This is a genomic window from Streptomyces sp. NPDC020898 (assembly GCF_044333925.1).
GTDB lineage: Bacteria > Actinomycetota > Actinomycetes > Streptomycetales > Streptomycetaceae > Streptomyces.
The window spans coordinates 299,924-322,489 of record NZ_JBIRRV010000013.1 but is presented as its reverse complement, the minus strand read 5'-3'; the positions used below and the strand labels follow the sequence as shown (position 1 = coordinate 322,489).

Sequence of the window (22,566 nt, the reverse complement as noted above, 5' to 3'; positions counted from 1 at the left end):
GCGGTCAGCAAGGACGCCCTGAAGAAGATGAGCCGCGAGGTCCGGTCCTGGCGTCTGCATCGCCGCTCCGACCTGCCCTTCGTCGAGCTCGCACGTAGGATGAACCCCGTGGTCGCGGGCTGGATCAACTACTACGGCCGGTTCCGGCCCTGGGAGCTGCATCCGTTCCTGATGCGCATCAACGCCTACCTGGTGCGCTGGATCCGTAAGAAATACAAACGGCTCACGGCCCGGCGGAAGGCCGTCACGAAGATGCAGGAGATCGCCCGGCGATACCCCCGCATGTTCGCGCACTGGCGCTGCACCACCGTGGCCGTATCGACCTGACGATCAGAACGACAAGAGCCGTGTAACGGGAGACTGTTACGCACGGTTCCGTGAGAGCCGAGGGGTGCGATTCCCCTCGGCTACTCGACCAGTCCAGCGCGGGCTTGCTGGCGCCCACGCCTCGCGGGTCGAAGCCGATCACGTCGTACTGCGCCGCCACCGCCTTGGGCAGCGAGGACGCGACGAAACCGGCGAGGGTGAGACCGCTGCCGCCCGGTCCGCCGGGGTTGACCAGCAGCGGACCCTGGTACTTCTTCGCGGTGTGCGGGACCCGGGACAGGGCCAGCGTGATCTGCCGGCCGTGCGGGTCCGCGTGGTCCAGCGGCACCTTGAGGGACGAGCACTGGAGTGTCGGATAGGTGGTCGTGCCGCAGTTCTTCCACGTCAGTCGCGGAGACTGGGCGGTTTCCGCGGCGCGTGGGGCGCTCGCGCCGGCGGGGGGCGCCGTGAGCATCCCCGCCACCACGACGGCGGCACCGCACAGCACGGCTGCGCGTTTTCCCATGGAGTCCTCCCAGGACGGAGGTTTCGGACCGCGAGTGTCACGGTCTCCGCCGCATCGTCCCGGAAAGCGCTCCCGGAAGAACGAGTTCTGGCAAGACTTGACCCGATTGGGGCGCCGGTTGCGCTCGGATGCCCTCAGAGGAGGGTCAGTTGGACCGGCTCGGGCGCCTCGGCCCCGGCGGGGTCGGCCTCCATGGTGGCCGGGATCCTGCGCGGCATCCCCGCGCGCGTGGGACCCATCCCGTACTCCTGGGCCAGGTCGTGGACCTGACGGGTGATCCGGCGCTGGTACCACTTGGGGGCGTAGGCGCCCTCCGCGTACAGCCGCTCGTACCGGCGCACCAGATGCGGATGATGGTGCCCGAGCCAGGCCATGAACCACTCGCGGGCACCGGGGCGCAGATGCAGCACCAGCGGGGTCACGGAGGTCGCCCCGGAGGCGGCGATCGCCCTTACGGTGTCCCGCAGTCGATCCGGGTGGTCGCTCAGGAACGGGAGCACCGGGGCCATCAGCACCCCGCAGTCGATGCCGTGCTCGCCCAGCGTCCGTACGACGTCCAGGCGCCGTTCCGGAGCGGGTGTGCCCGGCTCGACCGTGCGCCACAGCTCGCTGTCGGTGAAGCCGACGGAGACGGAGATCCCGACGTCCGTGACCTGCGACGCCTGCACCAGAAGGTCGAGGTCGCGCAGGATCAGCGTGCCCTTCGTCAGGATCGAGAAGGGGTTCGCGTGGTCGCGCAGGGCGGCGAGGATGCCCGGCATCAGCCGGTAGCGGCCCTCGGCGCGCTGGTAGCAGTCGACGTTGGTGCCCATCGCGATGTGCTCGCCGAGCCAGCGGCGTGAGCCGAGTTGGCGGCGCAGCAGGTCCGGCGCGTTCACCTTGACGACGATCTGGGAGTCGAAGCCGAGCCCCGTGTCGAGGTCCAGATAGCTGTGCGTCTTGCGGGCGAAACAGTAGACGCACGCGTGCGTGCAGCCCCGATAGGGATTCACCGTCCACTCGAAGGGCATGCGCGAGGCCCCCGGCACCCGGTTGATGATCGAACGGGCCCGCACCTCGTGAAAGGTGATCCCGCGGAACTCGGGGGAGTCGAAGGTACGGGTGGTCACCGCGTCCGCGCCGAACAGCGCGGCGTCGGCCCCGCCGCGGCCGGACTCCGCTGTGAGGTTTTCCCAGCGCATGACACCTCCTCGGTAGCACTGACCAGAGAATAGAACACATGTTCCCTTGATCGTGCGATCGCATGTTCGAGTCTTGTGAAGCTCTGGGGCGGACCCCTCGCGGCACCCCGATTTGGGTGGCCGGGCGGCGGGGTGGTTGGCTGAGCCCGAACCCCCGAGAACCCAGCTGCTGGAGGAACGTCATGGCGCAGGTCGAGGCCACCACGGAGCGCATCGTCGCGGCGGACGCGGAGACGGTGTTCGACGCCCTCGCCGACTACAGCGGCACGCGTGCGAAGGTGCTGTCCGAGCAGTTCAGCGAGTACGAGGTGCGCGAGGGCGGCGACGGTGAGGGCACCCTCGTCCACTGGAAGCTGCAGGCCACCAGCAAGCGCATCCGGGACTGCCTCCTGGAGGTCAGCGAGCCCACCGACGGCGAACTCGTCGAGAAGGACCGCAACTCATCGATGGTCACCACCTGGCGCGTCACCCCGGCCGGCGAGGGCAAGTCGCGGGTCGTCGTGACCAGCGTCTGGAACGGTGCCGGCGGCATCGGCGGCTTCTTCGAGAAGACCTTCGCGCCCAAGGGCCTCGCCCGCATCTACGACGCCGTCCTCGACAAGCTCGCCACCGAGGTGGAGAAGTAGCCCAAGGGTCAACACCCCCGGGGGCGTTGCCTCCCGCCGGAGACCTCACCGGTTCGAGTGGATCTCCGTCCCGTGCACCCGATACGCCGTAACTCGTCGCGCTTGCTCACAGTTGTCGCCCAAAGCGGGAATTGTGCGGTAGGTGCGACGAGGGGAGCGGTACGTGGGCGGGATCACTCTGGTGAAGGACGAACCGACTACCGCACCCGCGCCACCCCCGGCCGAGCCTTCGCAACTCGGCCCGCGCCAGGTGCGGTTGGTGTTCTTCGCACTGATGCTCGCGCTGCTGCTCGCCGCTCTGGAGCAGATGATCGTCGCCACCGCGCTGCCGAAGATCGTCGGTGAGCTGCACGGCCTGGACACGATGTCCTGGGCGATCACCGCTTACCTGCTCACCGCCACCGTCGGACTGCCGATCTACGGCAAGCTCGGCGATCTGATCGGCCGCAAGGGCGTCTTCCAGTTCGCGATCGTCGTCTTCGTCGTCGGCTCGGCACTGGCCGGCTGGTCGCGCACCATGGACGAGCTCATCGCCTTCCGTGCCCTCCAGGGCGTCGGCGCGGGCGGGTTGATGATCGGCGTGCAGGCGATCCTCGCGGACATCGTGCCGCCGCGCGAACGCGGGCGCTACATGGGGCTCATCGGCGCCGCGTTCGGCCTCGCCTCGGTCGCCGGGCCCCTCCTGGGCGGCTACTTCACCGACCAGCTCTCCTGGCGGTGGTGCTTCTGGTTCAACGTCCCCTTCGGACTGCTGACCCTGGCCGTCGTCACCGCCGTACTGAAACTGCCGAAGCCCGCAGCCAGGGCCCGCCTCGACCTCCTCGGGGCGCTGCTGCTCGCCGTGGCCTCGACCTGCCTGGTGCTGCTGACCAGTTGGGGCGGCACCGAGTACGCGTGGGGCTCGCGCGAGATTCTCGGCCTCGGTGCCGGAGCGGCCCTGGCCACCGTGCTCTTCCTGGTCGCCGAGCACTTCGCGCCCGAACCCCTCATCCCCCTGCGGCTGTTCCGGGATTCCGTCTTCAACGTCACCGGTCTGGTGGGCCTGGTGATCGGCGTGGCGCTGTTCGGCGCCGCCAGCTATCTGCCGACGTTTCTCCAGATGGTCGACGGGGCCAGCGCCACCGAGTCCGGGCTGCTGATGCTGCCCATGATGGCCGGCATCGTCGGCGCGTCGATCGTCGCCGGACAGCTCATCAGCCGCACCGGCCGCTACCGGGTCTGGCCGATCCTCGGCACCGCCCTGTCCGTCCTCGGCATGTGGCTGCTGTCCCGCCTCGAAGCCGACACGCCCCGGCTGCACTACAGCCTCTGGATGGCCGTCCTCGGCGCCGGCATCGGCATGGTGATGCCGGTCCTGGTCCTCGCCGTCCAGAACTCCGTGCGCCCCGCCGACCTCGGCACCGCGACCAGCGCCAGCAACTACTTCCGGCAGATCGGCGGCAGCGTCGGCGCCGCGGTCTTCGGCACGCTCTTCGCGAACCGGCTCGCCGAGTCCCTGGAGAACAGCCTCCCCACGCGCGCGGGCGCCCGCCTCCCCGACCCCGACTCGATCACCCCGCAACTCGTCCACGCCCTGCCCCCGGAGCTGCGCGACAGCTACATCAGGGCGTACGCCGACGCCATGCCGCGCATCTTCCTGTACCTCGTGCCGGTGCTCGTCCTCGGCCTGCTCGTCGCCCTCTTCCTCAAGGAGAAACCGCTGGTGCCCCACGACGCCGCCCCCGCCGACCTCGACCCGGCGATCCCGCAGGCCCGTGCGCCCTACGCCGCAGCGATCCAGGTGCGCGGCACCGTGCAGCACCCGGACGGGACCGTCGTACCGCGCGCGGCGCTCACGCTCATCGATGTCGGGGGAGCGCAGATCGGGCGCGGCGCGAGCGCCGAGGACGGGCGGTACACGCTGTCCACGCCCGGCTCGGGGACGTACGTCCTGATCGCGGCGGCGGGCGGCCACCAGCCGCAGGCGGTCACCGTGACCGTCGGTGAGCGGCCGGTGGAACTGGACGTCGTCCTCGGCGGCGGCGCGGGAGGCCTGACGGGCCAGGTGCTGACCGCGGACGGCTCGCCGGTCCGGGACGCCGCGGTCACGCTCACCGATGTGCACGGCGAGGTCGTCGCCACCACCCGCAGCGGACCCGAGGGCGGGTACGCCGTCCCCGAGCTGGTGGCCGGCGAGTACACCCTCGCCGTGAGCGCCCCCGCGTTCCGTCCGGCCGCGCTCCCCGTCACCGTGCGGGCGTCGCGGGATACGCGCCAGGACGTCGAACTCGCGGGCGGCGCCCTCCTGAAGGGCACCGTGCGGGCCGGCGGGGGACGGCCGGTCGAGGACGCGCGCGTGACCCTGCTCGACGCGGCCGGCAACGTCGTGAACACGCTCACCACCGGCGCCGACGGAACGTTCTGGTTCGCCGACGTGTCGTCCGGCGAGCACACGGTCATCGCCTGTGGTTACCCGCCGGTCGCGACCGTCCTCCAGGTGGCCGCAGGCGGCCGTACAGAACGGGACCTTCAGCTCGGGCACGAGGACTGACACCCAGGTGGGAGCACCGGACCGGCGTGCAGGGCGCGCGCCCGTGCGCCGGAGCGGACCGGCCAAGACCAATTACCGGATTGCCACACATCGCGACCGACCGGAGTCGTACGGTGGTGACGACGGCACAGATCTTGCGGAGCCGTGGGAAGAAGGGGCCTGCGCCATGGACAGTGGCACCGGGACGGGCGCACCTCACAGCCGCGGAGCTGGGGAGAGCGTACCGGCGGAGCCTGCTGCGGCGGGCCGTATCCCGCTGGCCGTGGTCGTCGTGGACCGCGAAGGCCTCGTGTCGCACTGGAGCCGGGGCGCACGACGCCTGTTCGGCGCCTCCAAGGAGGAAGCGCTCGGCCGGCCCGCCGCCGACCTGCTGCCCGTCTCCGGCGTACTCCCCGACACCGACGACGAAGACCCCACGCCGTACGGCGCGTTCACGGCCTACGACGGCCTCGGACCCGATCTGGAGTCCTCCCTCGACGGCCGCCTGTCCTACCCGGCGGCGGGCCGCGCCCGCCTCACGGTGCCCGACCGCGACCGCGTTGATGTGCTGTGGTGGGCCTACCCGTTGGTGGGCCCGGGCCACGAGCGCCTCCTGGTGCTGGCCGCCGACACCGACGTACTGCGTCAGGAGGACGACGACGTTGCCGTCGAGCGCATCGCGCCCGCGTTCGCCCTGCACACGGACTTCCCCGGCGCCGAGGAACTCGCCCGCAGGCTCCCCGAGATCCTGCCCAGCATGAGCGTCGGGGAGAGCGCCCGCATCGTCGCCCAGATCCTCGAACTGGGCTACCCCGTCCTGGAGTTCAGCCAGAACGACCTGATCCCGGTCACCCCCGACTGGGGCGTGCCCCGGCGCGCCGAGCGCAAGGCCCGCCGGGAGCGGGCGGCCCGGGCGGTACAGGCCGGCGAACCGCTGCCCGAGGGCCACCAGGACGAGGCCGAGGACCTCGAATACGCGGCCGTGCGTGAGCGGTTGGAGTTCCTCAACGAGGTCAGCGGACGTATCGGCACCTCGCTCGACCTGTCCCGCACGATCATCGAGGTCAGCAAGGCCGTCGTACCCCGCTTCACGGACGTGGCGGGCACCTATCTGCGTGAACAGGTCGTCGCGGGTGAGGGGTTCCCCGAGGGCGTGCCCGACACGACGACGATGTGGCACCGCGTCGCCCTGGAACACACCGACGAACCGGGCCGCTGGGACGATGTCGTGCCGGTCGGCGAGGCCATGCCGTTCCCCGCGCACACCCCGTTCTTCCAGTGCATGACCAGCGGTCAGCCCGTCCTCGTGCCGCGCATCAGCGAGCAGATGGGGCACATGATCGCCTCTCAGTTCGAGAAGCGGGACATCCGGCCGCTGATCACGGGCCGCTCCATGCTGGTCGTCCCGCTGAAGGCACGCAACGTCGTCCTCGGCTTCATGATCCTGCTGCGCCACCCGGAGCGCGTCGAGTTCAACGACATGGACCGCGTCACCGGCGCCGAACTCGCCGCCCGCGCGGGCCTCGTGCTCGACAACGCGCGCATGTACACCTACCAGGAGAGCGTCGCCGAGACCCTCCAGGACAGCATGCTGCCGCAGATCCCGCCGCGCATGGCGGGCTGCGACATCGCCACCCGCTATCTCCCCGGCACGCTGCTGGGCCGGGTCGGCGGTGACTGGTTCGACTCCGTGAAGCTGCCGGGCGCCCGCACCGCCCTCGTCGTCGGCGACGTCATGGGGCACGGCCTCAACTCAGCCGCGATGATGGGCCAGTTGCGAACGGCCGTGCAGACCATGGCCGCCCTGGACCTGCCGCCCGCCCAGCTGCTGCGCAACCTCGACGACCTTGCCCAGCGCCTCGGCGACACCTACCTCGCGACCTGCCTGTACGCCGTCTACGACCCGATCGCCGGCGAGCTGCACATCGCCAACGCGGGCCATATTCCGCCCGTTCTGGTGCGCGCCGAGGACGGCCGCAGCGAGCTGCTCGACCTGCCGACCGGCGCTCCCATCGGCGTCGGAGGAGTGCCGTTCAAGGCGGTACACGTGCGTGTGGAGCCCGGCGACCGGCTCGTGATGTGCACCGACGGCCTGGTCGAGGTACGCGGGGAGGACATCGGCGTGGGCCTGGCGACCCTGTGCGAGTCCGCCGCCCACCCGGCCGCCTCCATGGACGACGCCTGCGACACGATCATCCGCGCTCTCAACACACGCGGGGGCCGCAAGGACGACGTGGCGCTGTTGCTGGCCCGCCTCAACGGCATCGAACCGGACGACGTCGCCGAATGGCGGCTCACCCTCGACCCGGCCGAGGTCGGCCGGGCTCGTGCCGTGGTCCGCGAACAGCTCTACGACTGGGGCCTGGAGCGGCTGGTGGACACCGCCCAGCTGCTGGTCAGCGAGCTCGTCACCAACGCCCTGCGGCACTCGCACGGGCGTCCGCTCGTGCTGCGGCTGGTGCGCGGGGAGACGCTGGTGTGCGAGGTGGACGACGACGATCACGTCCTGCCCACGCTGCTCGACTCCGAGCCCCTGGCCGAGTTCGGGCGCGGGCTGCGCGTGGTGAGCACGCTGGCCCGGGAGTGGGGCACGAGCCGTACGGGCGCGGGCAAGACCGTGTGGTTCGAACTCACGCTGCCGCGCAGGCGTTGAACCTCCGACCGGTGACGGTGCCGGTGGTGCTGCTCAGCCGTGTCAGTGCCCTGTGCTTGGATTGATGTTGCCGCGGGGCCGGGGAGGCGTGCGAGGCGCACATCGGCGTACGCCTCTCGAACGAGCCGTGAAGGTATACGCGGCGCGCTTGTCGGCGTAACCGGGGCGCGGTAGACCGAACTGGCCCGTCACCTCGGACGGGCAGCCGTCGCACCCTGGGGAGTTGGGCATGAGCGTCACGAGTCGGTACAGGGAGGCCTGGGAGGGCTTCTGGCGCGAGGCCCCGCACGGTCAGGGGGCCGTCTTCTGGGACGCGGAGCCCGTGCTCACCGTCGGCCTCCACCTAGCCGTCTTCGAACCGCACCTCGCGGACTTCGAGTTGCCCCTGCTGGACCTGGGCTGCGGCAACGGCACCCAGACCCGCTTCCTCAAGGAGCGGTTCACCCGGGTCGTCGGCGCTGACCTCTCGGCCTCCGCACTGGACCGCGCCCGCAGCGCCGACCCGGAGGGCGCGTCCGAGTACGAACTGGTCGACTGCGCGGACAAGAGCGAGGTCGAGGAACTGCACAGGAAGCTCGGCGACACCAACGTGTACATGCGCGGGGTGCTCCACCAGTGCGACGCCGACGACCGGCAGGCCCTCATCGACGGCATCGCGACCCTGATCGGGCAGAGCGGCCGGGCCTTCGTCGTCGAGCTGTCGCAGGACGCGCGGCCCATCCTGATGGAACTCGCCGAGGGTCCCGACGGCCCGCCGTCCAAGCTGCGCCCGATCCTCGAGCACGGCATCGCCCCCGGCGAGGTCGCGGACTCGGCGGTGCCGGTGTATCTGGGCGCGGCCGGCCTGGCGGTCATCTCGAGCGGCGAACTCCCGCTCACCACGACGGAGTACACGTCCGAGGGAACCCGGATCGTGCTGCCTTCGAAGTGGGTGGTGGTGGAGGCGCAGCGGTGATGTCGGAGCGCCGCTGCCTGGCCGGGGCGTCGACCGGCACGTAACGTTCGGACAGTGAGCCGCTGACCTGCGACGGGACTGTTTCACGATGAAGATCCTCATCAGCGCCGACATGGAGGGCGCCACCGGCGTGACCTGGCCGGCTGACGTACTGCCGGGCACGCCGGAGTGGGAGCGCTGCCGCGCGATGTTCACCTCGGACGTCAACGCCGCCGTGCTCGGCTTCTTCGACGGCGGCGCCGACGAGGTGCTCGTCAACGAGGCCCACTGGACCATGCGCAATCTGCTCCTCGAACGGCTGGACGAGCGGGTGGAGATGCTCACCGGGCGCCACAAGTCGCTGTCCATGGTGGAGGGCGTCCAGCACGGTGACGTGGACGGCATCGCCTTCGTCGGCTACCACGCGGGCGCAGGGATGGAGGGTGTCCTCGCCCACACCTACCTCGCCAACTCCATCACCGGCGTGTGGGTGAACGACGTACGGGCCAGCGAAGGGCTCCTCAACTCCCATGTGGTCGCCGAGTACGGGGTGCCCGTCGTGCTCGTCACCGGGGACGACCTCGCCTGCGAGGACGCGCTCGGCTACGCGCCCGAGGCGCTGAAGGTCGCCGTCAAGGACCATGTGTCGCGGTACGCCGCCGTGTGCCGGACGCCCAGCAGGACCGCCGCCGACATCCGGGCCGCGGCGAAGGAGGCCGCCGGGCTGGCCGTACGGTACGAGCCCGTCGTCGGCGGACCGTTCACCGTCGCGCTGGAGTTCGACGCCGAGCATCTCGCCATGGCCGCGACCGTCGTGCCCGGGGTCGCGCGGGTCGGGGAGCGGAAGGTCGCGTACACCAGCGGCACAATGTATGAGGGGATTCGTACCTTCAAGGCGGTCACGACGATCGTCTCGGCCGCGGTGGAGGAGCAGTATGGCTGAGCAGCAGGCGCTCGACGAGGTGGTCGCGTTCACTTCCGGTCTCATCCGGATCGACACGGCCAACCACGGCGGCGGCGACTGTCAGGAGCGACCCGCCGCCGAGTACGCCGCCGCGCTGCTCGCGGAGGCCGGCCTCGAACCCACGCTCCTGGAGCGGACCAAGGGGCGCACCAACGTGGTCGCCCGGATCGAGGGCACCGACCCTTCCGCCGACGCGCTGCTGCTGCACGGGCATCTCGATGTCGTGCCCGCGCAGGCCGCGGACTGGAGCGTGCACCCGTTCTCCGGGGAGATCCGCGACGGCGTCGTCTGGGGGCGGGGCGCCGTCGACATGAAGAACATGGACGCGATGATCCTCGCCGTCGCCCGGGACTGGGCCCGGCAGGGCGTCAGGCCCCGGCGCGACATCGTCATCGCGTTCACCGCCGACGAGGAGGACAGCGCCGAGGACGGCTCCGAGTTCCTCGCCGCCGAGCACCCGGAGTTGTTCGAGGGGTGCACCGAAGGGGTCGGCGAGTCCGGGGCGTTCACCTTCCACGACGGCAGCGGACGGCACCTGTACCCCATCGCCGCCGGTGAGCGGGGCACCGCCTGGCTCAAGCTGACCGCCAGGGGACGCGCGGGACACGGCTCGAAGGTCAACCACAGCAACGCCGTCACCCGCCTCGCCGCCGCCGTCGCCCGCATCGGCGCCCACGAGTGGCCGCTGCGCCTCACCCCGACCGTCCGGGCCGCCCTCACCGAACTCGCCGCCCTCTACGGCGTCGAGCCCGACCTGGACGACGTCGACGGGCTCCTCACCAAGCTCGGACCCGCCGCCCGGCTCGTCGAGGCGACCATCCGCAACAGCGCCAACCCGACCATGCTGAACGCCGGTTACAAGGTCAACGTGATCCCCGGCGAGGCCGTCGCGTACGTCGACGGCCGCTTCCTGTCCGGCTACGAGGACGAGTTCCTTACGACCCTCGACGAGCTCACGGGCCCCGACGTCGCGTGGGAGTTCCACCACCGCTCGGTGGCCGTGCAAGCACCGGTGGACTCACCCACGTACGCCCGGATGCGCGCGGCCGTCGAGGAGTTCGCGCCCGAGGGGCACGTGGTGCCCTACTGCATGTCCGGTGGCACCGACGCCAAGCAGTTCTCGCGGCTCGGCATCACCGGGTACGGATTCGCGCCGCTCAGACTGCCCGAGGGCCTCGACTACCAGGCCCTCTTCCACGGTGTCGACGAGCGCGTCCCGGTCGAGGCGCTGCACTTCGGTGTCCGTGTCCTCGACCGCTTTCTGCGGACGGCCTAGCGAGTGGGGGAGACAGTGCAGACACTGCCGTACGGATCGTGGCCCTCGCCCATCGAGGCGGCACTGGCCGCCGAGCACGACGGGTCTCCCGAGTACGTGGGCTTCGTCGGCGACGAGGCCTGGTGGACCGAGCCGAGGCCCACCGAGGGCGGTCGGCGCACCCTGGTGAGACGCCGGGCCGACGGCTCCCAGGAGTCGGTCCTGGACGCGCCGTGGAACGTGCGCAGCAGGGTCATGGAGTACGGCGGGCATCCGTGGGCGGGTGCCCTGCGCGACGGTGGGCCGGTGGTCGTGTTCGTGAACTTCACCGACCAGCGGCTGTACTGCCTGGAAGAGGGGCAGGAGCCGCGCCCGCTCACGCCGTTGTCCCCGGTCGGCGGCGGACTGCGGTGGGTGGAACCGCAGTTGCGGCTCGCGCTCGGTGAAGTCTGGTGCGTACTGGAGGAGTTCACCGGCGACGGTCCCGTCGATGTGCGGCGTGTGCTTGCCGCCGTGCCGCTGGACGGGTCCGCGGCCCAGGAGCGGGACGCCGTGCGTGAACTCACCGACGACCGGCACCGGTTCGTCACCGGGTCCCGGATCTCGCCCGACGGGCGGCGCGCGGCCTGGCTCGCCTGGGACCATCCGCGCATGCCCTGGGACGGGACCGAACTGGTGGTCGCGGAGGTGGGCACCGACGGCACGCTGAACGGTGCGCGTACGGTCGCCGGCGGGCCCGAGGAGTCGATCGCACAGGTGGACTGGGCGCACGACGGAGCGCTGCTGTACGTCAGCGACCGCTCCGGCTGGTGGAACCTGTACCGGGACGACGTGCCCGTGTGTCCCCGGCCGGAGGAGTTCGGCGGGGCGCTCTGGAAGGTAGGGCAGCGCTGGTTCGCGCCGCTGGAGGGCGGCCTCGTCGCCGTGGTGCACGGACGGGGGGCGACCTCGCTCGGGATCCTGGAACCCGAGACCGGCGACGTCGTCGACGCGGCCGGCCCCTGGACCGAGTTCGCGGCCACCCTCGCCGTGCACGGGGACCGGGTCGTCGCCGTCGGGGCCAGCCCGCGCAGCGCGTACGAGGTCGTCGAGCTGGACACCCGTACGGCACGGGCGCGGGTCATCGGCGCCGCCCACCGAGACCCGGTCGACCCCGTGCACTATCCCGAGCCGCAGATCCGCACCTTCACCGGCCCGGAGGGCCGGGACATCCACGCGCACATCTATCCGCCGCACCACCCCGGGTACCGGGCGCCCGGCGGCGAGCTGCCGCCGTACGTCGTGTGGGCGCACGGTGGGCCGACCGGGCGGGCGCCGCTCGTGCTCGACCTGGAGATCGCCTACTTCACCTCGCGGGGCATCGGCGTCGCAGAGGTCAACTACGGCGGCTCGACCGGGTACGGGCGCGAGTACCGCAACCGGCTGCGCGAGCAGTGGGGTGTCGTCGACGTCGAGGACTGCGCGGCCGTCGCGCTCGCTCTCGCCGACGAGGGCACCGCCGACCGCGACCGGCTCGCCGTCCGGGGCGGCAGCGCGGGCGGCTGGACAGCGGCGGCCTCCCTGACCAGCACTGATGTCTACGCCTGCGGCACGATCCTCTACCCGATCCTCGACCTGGCCGGCTGGGGCTCGGGGGAGACCCACGACTTCGAGTCGCAGTACCTGGAGACCCTGGTCGGCCCGCTCGCCGAGGTGCCCGGACGCTATCTGGAGCGCTCGCCCACCGAGCACGCCGCCGACATCACCGCGCCCTTCCTGCTGCTGCAAGGACTGGACGACGTCATCTGCCCGCCCGTGCAGTGCGACCGGTTCCTCGCCCGGCTCGCGGCTGCGGGACGGCACGTGCCGCACCGGTACATCGCGTTCGAGGGGGAACAGCACGGATTCCGGCGCGCGGAGACGACCGTACGCGTCCTGGAGTCCGAACTCTCCCTGTACGCACAGGTCTTCGGGCTCACCCCGCCCGGCATCCCGACCCTGGAGCTCATCAAGTGACGCCACTGGTACGGCCGTCGAGGCTCGCGCCCGGCGCCCGCGTGGCCGTCGTCGCGTCCAGCGGGCCGGTGCGCGAGGAGCGGCTCCAGTCGGGGCTCGACATCCTGCGCGGCTGGGGCCTGGACCCCGTCGTGGCCCTCCATGTCCTGGACCGGCACGGGGAGTTCGACTACCTCGCGGGCCGGGACGCCGACCGGGCCGCCGACTTTCAGGCCGCCTGGTGCGATCCGAACGTGGACGCCGTGCTGTGCGCCCGCGGTGGCTACGGCGCACAGCGCATGGTCGACCTGCTCGACTGGGACGCGCTGCGGGCGGCCGGCCCCAAGGTGTTCGTCGGCTACAGCGACATCACCGCGCTGCACGAGGCGTTCGCGGTACGCCTGCAACTCGCCACGCTGCACGGACCGATGGCGTCCGCCGTCGACTTCCTCAAGAACGCGCGGGCGCAGGAGCATCTGCGGGCCACGCTGTTCGACCCGGAGTCCGTACAGGTCATCGCCGGAGGTGGCGAAGGCGGCGCCCTGGTGCCCGGGCGGGCGCGGGGCGTCACCCTCGGCGGGTGCCTGCTGATGCTCACCTCCGAACTGGGCACGCCGTACGCCCGGCCCGGTGCGCGCGGCGGGCTCCTCATGATCGAGGACGTGGGGGAGAGCGCGTACCAGATCGACCGGGCGCTGACCCAGCTGCTGCGGACCGGGTGGCTCGACGGCGTCGCCGGGATCGCGCTCGGGTCGTGGGAGCGCTGCGGTCCGTACGAGGGGCTGCGTGCCGTGTTCGCCGACCGGCTCGGCGGGCTCGGTGTGCCGGTGGTGGAGGAGTTCGGGTTCGGGCACTGCGACGGGGCGCTGACGATCCCGTTCGGGGTGGCCGCCGAACTGGACGCCGACGCGGGGACCCTGACGCTGGACGAACCCGCGTTGCGGTGAGCCGAACCGACCGGCCCGAGGTGCCGTCACCCGTCCGGCCCACCCCCGGGTGGGCGGGGCGGTGCCCGCCGCGCGGGAACCCCGGGCTCGGCACATGCTGGTTCCATGAGCCCGAAGACCTCCCAGAGCGGCGGCAAGGCCGGTGGCGGGACCGGCGGTGTGCGGGGGCTGCTGACGCCCGCCAGGGTCGCTGTCGGGGCGCTCGCCCTGCTCGCCCTGATCTTCATCTTCGAGAACACCCGCACCACGAAGATCCGGCTGCTGATCCCCGAAGTGAGCATGCCGCTGTGGATGGCGCTGCTCGGCACCGCCGTCATCGGCGCCCTCTGCGGGGCCTACTTCATGCGGCGCCGCAGGTAAGAGCGCAGGTGAGAGCCGTGAACCAGGGCCTCGCGTAGGGTGTCCGGGTGTCGATGCGCCGTGCATATCTCGCCGAAGGACCCCGGGTGGGCATACGCCCGTTCACCTATGAGGACGGTGCCGAGTTCATCGACCGGGTGCGGGAGAGCAAGGACCTGCATCACCCCTGGCTGGCTCCCCCGGCGAGCCCGGACGCCTACGCCTCGTACGCCGGACGGCTGATCGAGGATCCGACGAAGGCCGGGTTCCTCGTCTGCGAGACGCAGGGGGACGAGCCGGGCGCCATCGCCGGGTTCATCAACATCAACAACATCGTCCAGGGCGGCTTTCTGTGCGGCGCCCTCGGGTACGGGGCCTTCGCGCACGCGGCCGGGCGGGGGCTGATGAGCGAGGGGCTCGCGCTGGTCGTGCGGTACGCGTTCGGGCCGCCGCTGCGGCTGCACCGGCTGGAGATCAACGTGCAGCCCGGCAACACCGCCTCGGTCGCCCTCGCCCGGCGCTGCGGCTTCCGGCTGGAGGGTTTCTCGCCGGACTTCCTGTACATCGACGGCGCGTGGCGGGACCACGAACGCTGGGCGATCACCTCGGAGATACTGAAGCGGTAGCCGGGGCCGCGGCCGGTGTCAGCCCATGGCCTTGCGTACGACGTCCCGGGTGCGGTCGACGACCGCCGCTACCGGGCCCACCGCCACGTTCTTCAGGGCGGTGTCGGTGCCCGGGTGGGGACGGGTCGGGGCGAGTGCCTCGGCCGCCTTCACCGCGCGGGCCAGGTTCTCCAGTTTCCCGCGGTCGGCGGCCTCCCTGAAGTGCGCGAACTCGTACCTCTCCTCGGAATCGGCGTGCGCCGGCACGTCCTGGCGCAGGGCCGCGAACCGGTCCAGGAACTCGGGTGAGTCGGGGTCCATCCCGTCCAGCCGGGAAAGGGCTCGCTTGGCCTTCTCCTCTTCCTCCACGCGGTCCTTGACGACCAGTTCGCCGCCGTCGATGTTCTTGCGCGCGAAGGGGTGGACGACCTCCTCCTCGGCGGTCTCGTGCACCGCGAGCAGACGGACGAGATCCTGGAAGCTCTGCCTGCGTTCGTCGCCCTTGGACGCGGCGACCTCGTCGAGCAGTTCCCGGATCCGCGTGTGCTGCGCCTTGAGCAGCTCCACGACGTCGATGCGCTCGGTCATCTTTCTTCTCTTCCTCTCTTGAGGTCGGGCTCGGGTGAGCGAGCCCGGCGGGTACCCGGGGCGGGTGGCGTTAAGCGCGCCCGGCCCGGGGTACCCGGCGCGCATGGACCGCATCGATCACCTGGAACATCTCGACAAGCATCTGGTCGACGAACTGGCGCAGGTGGCGCGCGAGGCCGTGCGCGACGAACTGCGCGAACAGACCCGCAAACAGCGCCGCACGGCCGCGCTGTACGCCACGTCGGGCGCCGTCGCCCTGTACGCGGGCGCGGCCGTCGCGCTCACCCTGGGACTCGCCCTCGCGGAGGGGATGCCTGACTGGGTCGCCGCCCTCGTCACCGCGGTGATTCTCGGCGCCGTGGCCTACGTTCTGCGCGGCATGGCCCGCCCGAAGCCGGCGGGTGCCCACCCCCGGGCCGGCCAGGGCGACCGGGTTCCCGGCACCGCCGGGGGCGTACCGCCCGTGGTACCCCCGACCGGCGGGCTCGGCGGACCCGTTCCGCCCGTTCCCCCGGTGGCGCCCGGCGGACCCGCGCCGGACATGTCCCCGCCGGGAGCGCCGCGTCAGGACGACATCGATCCCGAGGCGCCGCACCACCGGGGGTGACCGCCGGTGCGATGGCACACCAAACCGGCGCCACGGGCGGGGTTCCTGCCGAGGCGCCGCAGGGTCGTCGTGGTGACAGGGGCCAGTGGCGGGACGGGCCGCGCCGCGGCCGTGGCCTTCGCTGCCCGGGGCGACCGGGTCGCCCTGCTGGCCCGGGGACGCGAGGGCCTGGCCGCGGCGGCGGACGACGTACGGCGAGCCGGCGGTGAGGCACTCGTCGTCCCCGTCGACATGGCCGACGCCCCCGCGGTCGACGCCGCCGCACAGCAGGTCGCCGACGCGTTCGGGCCCATCGACGTATGGGTCAACAACGCCTTCGCCGGGGTCTTCGCACCGTTCACCGCCATCACCCCGGACGAGTTCCGCCGGGTTACCGAAGTGACGTACCTGGGCTACGCGTTCGGGACCCGGGCCGCGCTGCGACACATGCTCCCGCGCGACCGCGGCACGATCGTGCAGGTCGGTTCGGCGCTCGCCTACCGGGGCATCCCGTTTCAGTCCGCCTACTGCGGGGCCAAGCACGCGATCCAGGGTTTCAACGAGTCCCTGCGCTGCGAACTCCTGCACCAGGGCAGCCGGGTCCGTACGACGATGGTGCAGTTGCCGGCCCTCAACACCCCGCAGTTCGACTGGGTGTTGAGGCGGACGCCGGATCCGGCCCGGCCGGTGCCGCCCGTGTACCAACCGGAGGTCGCGGCGCGGGCGATCGTGCACGCGGCCTCGCACGGGCGGCGCCGGGAGTACTGGGTGGGCGGCTCCACGGTGGCCACGCTGCTGGCCAACGCGGTGGCTCCCGGGCTGCTCGACCGGTACCTCGCGAGGAACGGGTTCCGGGCGCAGCGGGACGACGGCCAAGCCGCCCGACCCGCCGGAGCCGCAGGAGAAACCGGGGGCCCCGGGGACCTGGGAAGTCTGGGAAACCTCTGGAGCCCGGCGGACGGTACGCAGGGGCGGGACTTCGGTGCGCACGGGCGCTTCGACGCGGAGGCCGTGGACGGAGGCCCACAGGAGTGGGGTTCGCGGAACCGGGGGCGCGTGGGCGCGGGACTGCTCGTGGCGGCGGGCCTGGGCGCCGCGGCGACCGCCGGGCTGAGGCGCGGCGGTCGCCGGGGCGGCCGGTGACCCTGGTCGGAGGTCGGACTTCCCGTCAGCCCGTCAGCTGGGGCAGCACCTTCGTCCGGTAGAAGTCGAAGAAGCCGCGCTGGTCGGGGCCGATCTGGCTGACGTAGACCCGGTCGAAGCCCGCGTCGGCGAAGGCGGACAGCGCGGAAACGTGTTCGTCGGCGTCGGCGCCGCACACCGTGTTCTCGCGCACCATGTCCTCGGTGACCAGCGACTCCAGCTGTTCGAAGTGGCTCGGCGTGGGCAGGATCTGGCCCATCTCGCCGGGCAGCAGCTGGTTGGACCACAGCCGGTGCACCGTACGGACCGCCTCGTCGCGGTCGGGGCCGTAGCAGACCTTCGTACCGCCGCTGACGAGTCCCGAGCCCCCGCCGCCCTTGCGGAACTGGGTCGTCAGGTCCTCGTCGGGTCCCATGGTGATGTAGCCGTCGCCGACCCGGGCCGCGAGGGCGGTCGCCTGGGGGCCGAAGCCGGAGACGTCGATGGGGACGGGCTCGTCGGGGACGGTGTAGAGGCGGGCGTTCTCCACGGTGTAGTGCGGGCCCTGGTGGTTGACCTCCTCGCCGGTGAAGAGGCGGCGCATCACCTGGATCGCCTCCTCCAGCATCTCCAGCCGGATGTGCGCGGGCGGCCACTGGTCGCCGAGGATGTGCTCGTTCAGGGCCTCGCCGCTGCCGACGCCGAGCCGGAAACGACCGTCCGTCATCACCGCGCTCGTCGCCGCCGCCTGCGCCACCACCGCGGGGTGCGTCCGTACGGTCGGGCAGGTCACGGCCGTCTCGATGGGCAGCGACACCGCCTGTGACAGCGCGCCGATCACGGACCACACGAAGGGGCTCTGGCCCTGGGCGTCGTTCCACGGGTGGTAGTGGTCCGAGATCCACAGCGCCTGGAACCCGGCCTGTTCGGCCTGCCTCGCCTGCTCGACGAGGTCCGCCGGGCCGAACTCCTCGCACGCGAGGAAATAGCCGTATTCGGGCATGAGAAGCACCTCCGGAAGGGGTACGGGTCGGGGTGCGATCCGGGTACCCAGCGGGCGCGGGAGAAATCGGCGCGGGCACGAAGGACACGAGGCCGAACCACCCGCCGCCGAACGTTTGGGCGCCCCGACCAAGGGGACGCGGAAGACTCCGTACGGCGCCCAGGACGGCGTTCGTACGAATGACCGAAGGCTCTGCACGTGCGACACCGCCGGAGGCGAAACGTGAGTCGACCCCGCATCCTGATCGTCGGCGCCGGCTTCGCCGGGTACCAGACGGCCCGCACCCTGACCCGGCTGACCCGGCACAAGGCCGACATCACCCTCCTCAACCCCCACGACTACTTTCTGTATCTGCCCCTGCTTCCCCAGGTCGCCGCCGGTGTCCTGGAACCGCGCCGCGTCACCGTCTCCCTCCCCGGCACTCTGCGTCACGTACGGCTGGTGCTCGGCGAGGCCGAGCCCGACGGCATCGACCTCGCGGCCCGCACCGTGCGCTACACCGACCCCGAGGGCGAGCACGGAACCCTCGGCTACGACCGGCTCGTCCTCGCCGTCGGCAGCGTCAACAAGCTGCTGCCGGTTCCCGGCGTCGCCGAGAACGCGCACGGCTTCCGCGGCCTGCCCGAGGCGCTGTATCTGCGCGACCACGTGACCCGGCAGGTCGAGCTGGCAGCTGCCGCCGACGACCCCAAGAGCTGCGCCTCCCGCTGTACGTTCGTCGTGGTCGGCGCCGGTTACACCGGTACCGAAGTCGCCGCGCAGGGGCAGCTGTTGACCGACGCGCTGGTGCGCAAGCAGCCCCTGCGCGAAGGCATGCGGCCACGCTGGCTGCTGCTCGACATCGCGCCGCGCGTCCTGCCCGAACTGGACGAGGGGCTCTCGCGCACCGCCGACCGGGTACTGCGGCAGCGGGGCGTCGACGTGCGCACGGGAGCCTCCGTGAAGGAGGCCACGGCCGGTGGAGTCCTGTTGTCCGACGGGGAGTTCGTCGACTCCCGCACCCTGGTGTGGTGCGTCGGCGTGCGCCCCGACCCGCTGGTCGAGGGCATCGGACAGCCACTGGAGCGCGGCCGGCTGATCGTCGACCCGTTCCTCCAGGTGCCGGGCCACCCCGAGGTGTTCGCGTGCGGGGACGCCGCCGCCGTGCCCGACCTGACCAAGCCCGGTGCCGGGGGGTCTGGGGGGTCTCCCCCAGAAAGGCACAGCACCGGGATGACCGCGCAGCACGCCTGGCGGCAGGGCAAGGTCGCGGCCCGCAACGTCGCCGCCTCGCTCGGGATCGGCGCCCGCCGCTCCTACCGCCATCGCGACCTGGGGTTCGTCGTCGACCTCGGCGGGGTCAAGGCCGCCGCCAATCCGCTCGGCGTCCCGCTGTCCGGGCCGCTCGCCGGTGCGGTCGCCCGCGGCTACCACCTCGCGGCGATGCCCGGCAACCGGGTGCGCGTCGCGGCGGACTGGCTGCTGGACGCCGTACTGCCGCGCCAGGGCGTGCAGTTGGGGCTCGTACGGTCCTGGTCGGTGCCGCTGGACACGGCGTCACCGGAGCTGGCGCGGGTGCCGGCCGGGGTGCGGACATCCCGCGAACGGTCTCCGGAGCACACTCCGAAGCAGCCCCCGAAGCAGTCCTCGGACTCGGAAGGAACGTCGTGAAAACCGCCGATCCCCTGCACAGCACCACCGAACTCGCCGAGCTGGGACAGCAGTTGCGCGTCGACAGCGTTCGAGCCGCCGACGCCGCGGGCTCCGGGCATCCGACCTCGTCCATGTCCGCCGCCGACCTGATGGCTGTACTGCTGGCCCGCCACCTCCGCTACGACTTCGACCGCCCCGCCCACCCCGGCAACGACCGGCTCGTCCTCTCCAAAGGGCATGCGTCGCCGCTGCTCTACGCCGCCTACAAGGCGGCCGGCGCCATCGACGACGCCGAACTGCTCACCTTCCGTGAGCTGGGCAGCCGGCTCGAAGGGCATCCGACGCCCCGGCGGCTGCCCTGGGTCGAGACGGCCACGGGCTCGCTCGGACAGGGGCTGCCCGTCGGGGTCGGCATCGCGCTGGCCGGGAAGCGGCTCGACCGGACCGGGTATCGGGTGTGGGTGCTCTGCGGGGACAGCGAGCTGGCCGAGGGGTCGGTGTGGGAGGCCGCCGAGCATGCCTCGTACGAGCATCTCGACAACCTCGTCGCCGTCGTCGACGTCAACCGGCTGGGGCAGCGCGGGCCGACCCGGCACGGGCACGATCTCGACGCGTACGCCCGCCGGTTCAAGGCCTTCGGCTGGCACACCGTGGAGGTCGACGGCCACGATGTCGACGCTGTCGACCGTGCCTACGGCGAGGCCGAGTCCACCACCGGACAGCCCGTCGTCATCCTCGCCCGCACCCTCAAGGGCAAGGGCGTCGCGGCCGTCGAGGACCGCGAGGGACAGCACGGCAAACCGCTGCCGGACGCCGACGAGGCGATCGCCGAACTCGGCGGTCCGCGCGAGCTGCGCGTCCGTGTGCGCGAACCGCGGGCCGCCCGGGCGCTGCACGCCGTACGGGCCGGGCACCTCGAACTGCCCCGCTGGGACAAGGGAGACGAGGTCGCCACCCGGGACGCCTACGGGCAGGCGCTCGCCGCGCTCGGCAGCGCGCGAGGCGATGTCGTGGCTCTCGACGGCGAGGTGAGCGACTCGACGCGCGCCGAGTTCTTCGCCAAGGAGCACCCGGACCGCTTCTTCGAGTGCTACATCGCCGAACAGCAACTGGTCGCCGCAGCCGTCGGGTTGGCGGCGCGCGGCTGGGTGCCGTACGCGTCGACGTTCGCGGCGTTCCTGACCCGCGCGCACGACTTCCTGCGCATGGCGGCGGTCAGCGGCGCCGGGATCAACCTTGTCGGCTCGCACGCGGGCGTCGCGATCGGACAGGACGGGCCCTCCCAGATGGGCCTGGAGGACCTGGCGATGTTCCGCGCGCTGTACGGCTCGACGGTGCTGTATCCGTGCGACGCCCACCAGACCGCACAGCTCGTCGCCACGATGGCCGGGCTCGACGGCATCCGCTATCTGCGGACCTCGCGCGGCAGGACACCGGTGCTGTACGGGCCCGACGAGGAGTTCCCCGTCGGCGGCAGCAAGGTGCTGCGCTCCGCCGGGCGCGACGACCGGCTGACGGTGGTCGCGGCGGGCGTGACCGTCCACGAGGCGCTGGCCGCCGCTGACGCGCTCGGCGCCGAGGGCATTCCGGTCCGGGTCGTCGACCTGTACTCCGTCAAGCCCGTCGACCGGCCCACCCTGCGCAAGGCCGCCGAGGACACCGGCTGTCTGCTCACCGTCGAGGACCACCGCGAGGAGGGCGGCATCGGGGACGCCGTCCTGGACGCCTTCCTCGACGGACGGCCCCTGCCACGCCTGGTGCGCCTCGCTGTCCGTACGATGCCCGGCTCGGCGAGCCCCGACGAGCAGCTGCACGCGGCGGGCATCGGCGCCGAGTCGATCACGGCGGCGGGCCGGCTGCTGGTGGAGGAGGCGGTCGTGCCGTGAGCGACGACCAGGTGCGGCGGGTGCGGGCCGGCCGGCGGACCATCGACGTCCACCGGCCGGGCAAGGTGCTGTTCCCGGGCGGCGACGGCGTCAAGGAGTACACGAAGAGCGACCTCGTCGACTACTACCTGGCCGTCGCCCCGTTCATGCTGCCCCACCTGCGCGGGCGCCCGCTGATGCTGGAACGCCACCCGGACGGCATCGAGGGCCCCCGCTTCATGCAGAAGAACATCCCGGACAGCTACCCGGAGTGGATCAACCGGGTCGAGGTGAAGAAGGAGGGCGGTACGGTCGTCCACCCCGTCTGCGACGACACGGCGACCCTGGTCCACCTCGCCGACCAGGCATCCCTCACCCTGCACCGCTGGCTCTCGCGGGTGGGCCGCGTCGAACAGCCGGACCGTATGGTCTTCGATCTCGACCCGGCGGGCGACGACTTCGCCCGGGTGCGGGAAACGGCCCTGTATCTGGGGGAGTTGCTCGACATGCTGCGGCTGCCGTCCGCGTTGATGACCACCGGCTCGCGCGGGCTGCACATCGTTGTGCCGCTGAGCGGGCAGCACGGCTTCGACGAGGTACGGGAGTTCGCCAAGGTGGTCGCCGAGGTGCTGGCCTCCGCGCACCCCGACCGGCTGACCACCGCCGTCCGCAAGAAGGAACGCGGCGACCGGCTCTACCTCGACGTGCAGCGCAACGCCTACGCGCAGACCGCCGTCGTGCCGTTCACCGTCCGGGCGAAACCCGGGGCACCGGTGGCCGTCCCCATCGGCTGGGACCAGTTGGTCGCCCCGGACCTGACCGCCCGCCGCTGGACGATCGCGGACGCGGTCGAGCAGGCCCGTACGCGTCCCTGGGGCGAAGTGATGGGACGCGGACGGGCGTTGGGGCCGGCCCGGCGAAAGCTCGACTTGATGGTCTGAGCCCACGGGG

General features: G+C 71.8%; 19 protein-coding genes and 1 pseudogene. 16 read left to right on the top strand and 4 right to left on the bottom strand.

Annotated features, from left to right (window positions below):
• Positions 1-327 (top strand): group II intron maturase-specific domain-containing protein (locus ACH4TV_RS34445; protein WP_398405131.1); only part of this gene is annotated, 327 nt, incomplete at its 5' end.
• 91 nt (positions 328-418) lie between these two features.
• Here ACH4TV_RS34445 and ACH4TV_RS34440 read toward each other — a convergent pair.
• Positions 419-832, bottom strand: a pseudogene (locus ACH4TV_RS34440) (alpha/beta hydrolase); the annotation flags it as partial.
• A gap of 134 nt (positions 833-966) precedes the next feature.
• Positions 967-2,013 (bottom strand): Rv2578c family radical SAM protein, encoded by a 1,047-nt coding sequence (locus tag ACH4TV_RS34435; protein WP_398405129.1) that lies wholly within the window; start codon positions 2,011-2,013, stop codon positions 967-969.
• 182 nt (positions 2,014-2,195) lie between these two features.
• On the opposite strand from ACH4TV_RS34435, the gene ACH4TV_RS34430 reads away from it, so the two are divergent.
• The 10 genes from ACH4TV_RS34430 (at position 2,196) to ACH4TV_RS34385 (ending at position 14,840) form a co-directional block, all read left to right on the top strand.
• Positions 2,196-2,639, top strand: coding sequence for an SRPBCC family protein (locus tag ACH4TV_RS34430; protein ID WP_398405127.1), 444 nt, complete (start codon positions 2,196-2,198; stop codon positions 2,637-2,639).
• Positions 2,640-2,802: 163 nt separating this feature from the next.
• Positions 2,803-5,169 (top strand): MFS transporter, encoded by a 2,367-nt coding sequence (locus ACH4TV_RS34425; RefSeq protein WP_398405125.1) that lies wholly within the window; start codon positions 2,803-2,805, stop codon positions 5,167-5,169.
• Between the two features lie 166 nt (positions 5,170-5,335).
• The gene (locus ACH4TV_RS34420) at positions 5,336-7,801 is read left to right on the top strand and encodes a SpoIIE family protein phosphatase (RefSeq protein WP_398405123.1); all 2,466 of its coding nucleotides are present in this window, start codon (positions 5,336-5,338) and stop codon (positions 7,799-7,801) included.
• A gap of 229 nt (positions 7,802-8,030) precedes the next feature.
• Positions 8,031-8,756 carry a class I SAM-dependent methyltransferase gene (locus ACH4TV_RS34415; protein ID WP_398405121.1) on the top strand — a complete coding sequence of 242 codons (726 nt, stop codon included), beginning with the start codon at positions 8,031-8,033 and terminating at the stop codon, positions 8,754-8,756.
• A gap of 88 nt (positions 8,757-8,844) precedes the next feature.
• Positions 8,845-9,678, top strand: a complete 834-nt coding sequence (locus ACH4TV_RS34410) for a M55 family metallopeptidase (protein ID WP_398405119.1) — start codon at positions 8,845-8,847, stop codon at positions 9,676-9,678.
• Positions 9,671-10,975, top strand: a complete 1,305-nt coding sequence (locus tag ACH4TV_RS34405) for a M20/M25/M40 family metallo-hydrolase (RefSeq protein WP_398405117.1) — start codon at positions 9,671-9,673, stop codon at positions 10,973-10,975. Before ACH4TV_RS34410 ends, ACH4TV_RS34405 begins: the two co-directional genes overlap by 8 nt.
• A gap of 3 nt (positions 10,976-10,978) precedes the next feature.
• On the top strand, positions 10,979-12,949 hold the full coding sequence (locus tag ACH4TV_RS34400; protein WP_398405115.1) for a prolyl oligopeptidase family serine peptidase: 1,971 nt from the start codon (positions 10,979-10,981) through the stop codon (positions 12,947-12,949).
• Positions 12,946-13,875: an LD-carboxypeptidase gene (locus ACH4TV_RS34395; RefSeq protein ID WP_398405113.1), complete on the top strand. Its 930-nt coding sequence runs from the start codon at positions 12,946-12,948 to the stop codon at positions 13,873-13,875. The genes ACH4TV_RS34400 and ACH4TV_RS34395 overlap by 4 nt, the downstream gene beginning before the upstream one ends.
• 105 nt (positions 13,876-13,980) lie before the next feature.
• A complete protein-coding gene (locus ACH4TV_RS34390) occupies positions 13,981-14,235 on the top strand; it encodes a DUF1049 domain-containing protein (RefSeq protein WP_398405111.1) in 255 nt (84 codons plus the stop codon).
• A 53-nt stretch (positions 14,236-14,288) separates the two neighbouring features.
• On the top strand, positions 14,289-14,840 hold the full coding sequence (locus tag ACH4TV_RS34385) for a GNAT family N-acetyltransferase (RefSeq protein ID WP_398405109.1): 552 nt from the start codon (positions 14,289-14,291) through the stop codon (positions 14,838-14,840).
• Between the two features lie 18 nt (positions 14,841-14,858).
• Here the strand turns inward: ACH4TV_RS34385 and ACH4TV_RS34380 are convergent, their stop codons facing one another.
• The gene (locus ACH4TV_RS34380; RefSeq protein ID WP_398405107.1) at positions 14,859-15,407 is read right to left on the bottom strand and encodes a hemerythrin domain-containing protein; all 549 of its coding nucleotides are present in this window, start codon (positions 15,405-15,407) and stop codon (positions 14,859-14,861) included.
• A gap of 103 nt (positions 15,408-15,510) precedes the next feature.
• Between ACH4TV_RS34380 and ACH4TV_RS34375 the strand changes: the two genes are divergently transcribed.
• Positions 15,511-16,014: a phage holin family protein gene (locus tag ACH4TV_RS34375; protein ID WP_398405105.1), complete on the top strand. Its 504-nt coding sequence runs from the start codon at positions 15,511-15,513 to the stop codon at positions 16,012-16,014.
• Between the two features lie 69 nt (positions 16,015-16,083).
• On the top strand, positions 16,084-17,136 hold the full coding sequence (locus tag ACH4TV_RS34370; protein WP_398405169.1) for an SDR family oxidoreductase: 1,053 nt from the start codon (positions 16,084-16,086) through the stop codon (positions 17,134-17,136).
• A gap of 25 nt (positions 17,137-17,161) precedes the next feature.
• Here the strand turns inward: ACH4TV_RS34370 and ACH4TV_RS34365 are convergent, their stop codons facing one another.
• Positions 17,162-18,118 carry an LLM class F420-dependent oxidoreductase gene (locus ACH4TV_RS34365; RefSeq protein ID WP_398405103.1) on the bottom strand — a complete coding sequence of 319 codons (957 nt, stop codon included), beginning with the start codon at positions 18,116-18,118 and terminating at the stop codon, positions 17,162-17,164.
• Between the two features lie 222 nt (positions 18,119-18,340).
• Here ACH4TV_RS34365 and ACH4TV_RS34360 point away from each other — a divergent pair, with 222 nt between their 5' ends.
• The 3 genes from ACH4TV_RS34360 to ligD are packed head-to-tail and all read left to right on the top strand — an operon-like array spanning position 18,341 to position 22,556.
• Entirely contained in the window at positions 18,341-19,768 is a 1,428-nt protein-coding gene (locus ACH4TV_RS34360) for an NAD(P)/FAD-dependent oxidoreductase (RefSeq protein WP_398405101.1), read from the top strand.
• Positions 19,765-21,636: a transketolase gene (locus ACH4TV_RS34355; protein ID WP_398405099.1), complete on the top strand. Its 1,872-nt coding sequence runs from the start codon at positions 19,765-19,767 to the stop codon at positions 21,634-21,636. The genes ACH4TV_RS34360 and ACH4TV_RS34355 overlap by 4 nt, the downstream gene beginning before the upstream one ends.
• Complete coding sequence (ligD, locus tag ACH4TV_RS34350; RefSeq protein WP_398405097.1) at positions 21,633-22,556, top strand: non-homologous end-joining DNA ligase; 924 nt, start codon at positions 21,633-21,635, stop codon at positions 22,554-22,556. Before ACH4TV_RS34355 ends, ligD begins: the two co-directional genes overlap by 4 nt.
• Positions 22,557-22,566 lie beyond the last annotated feature (10 nt).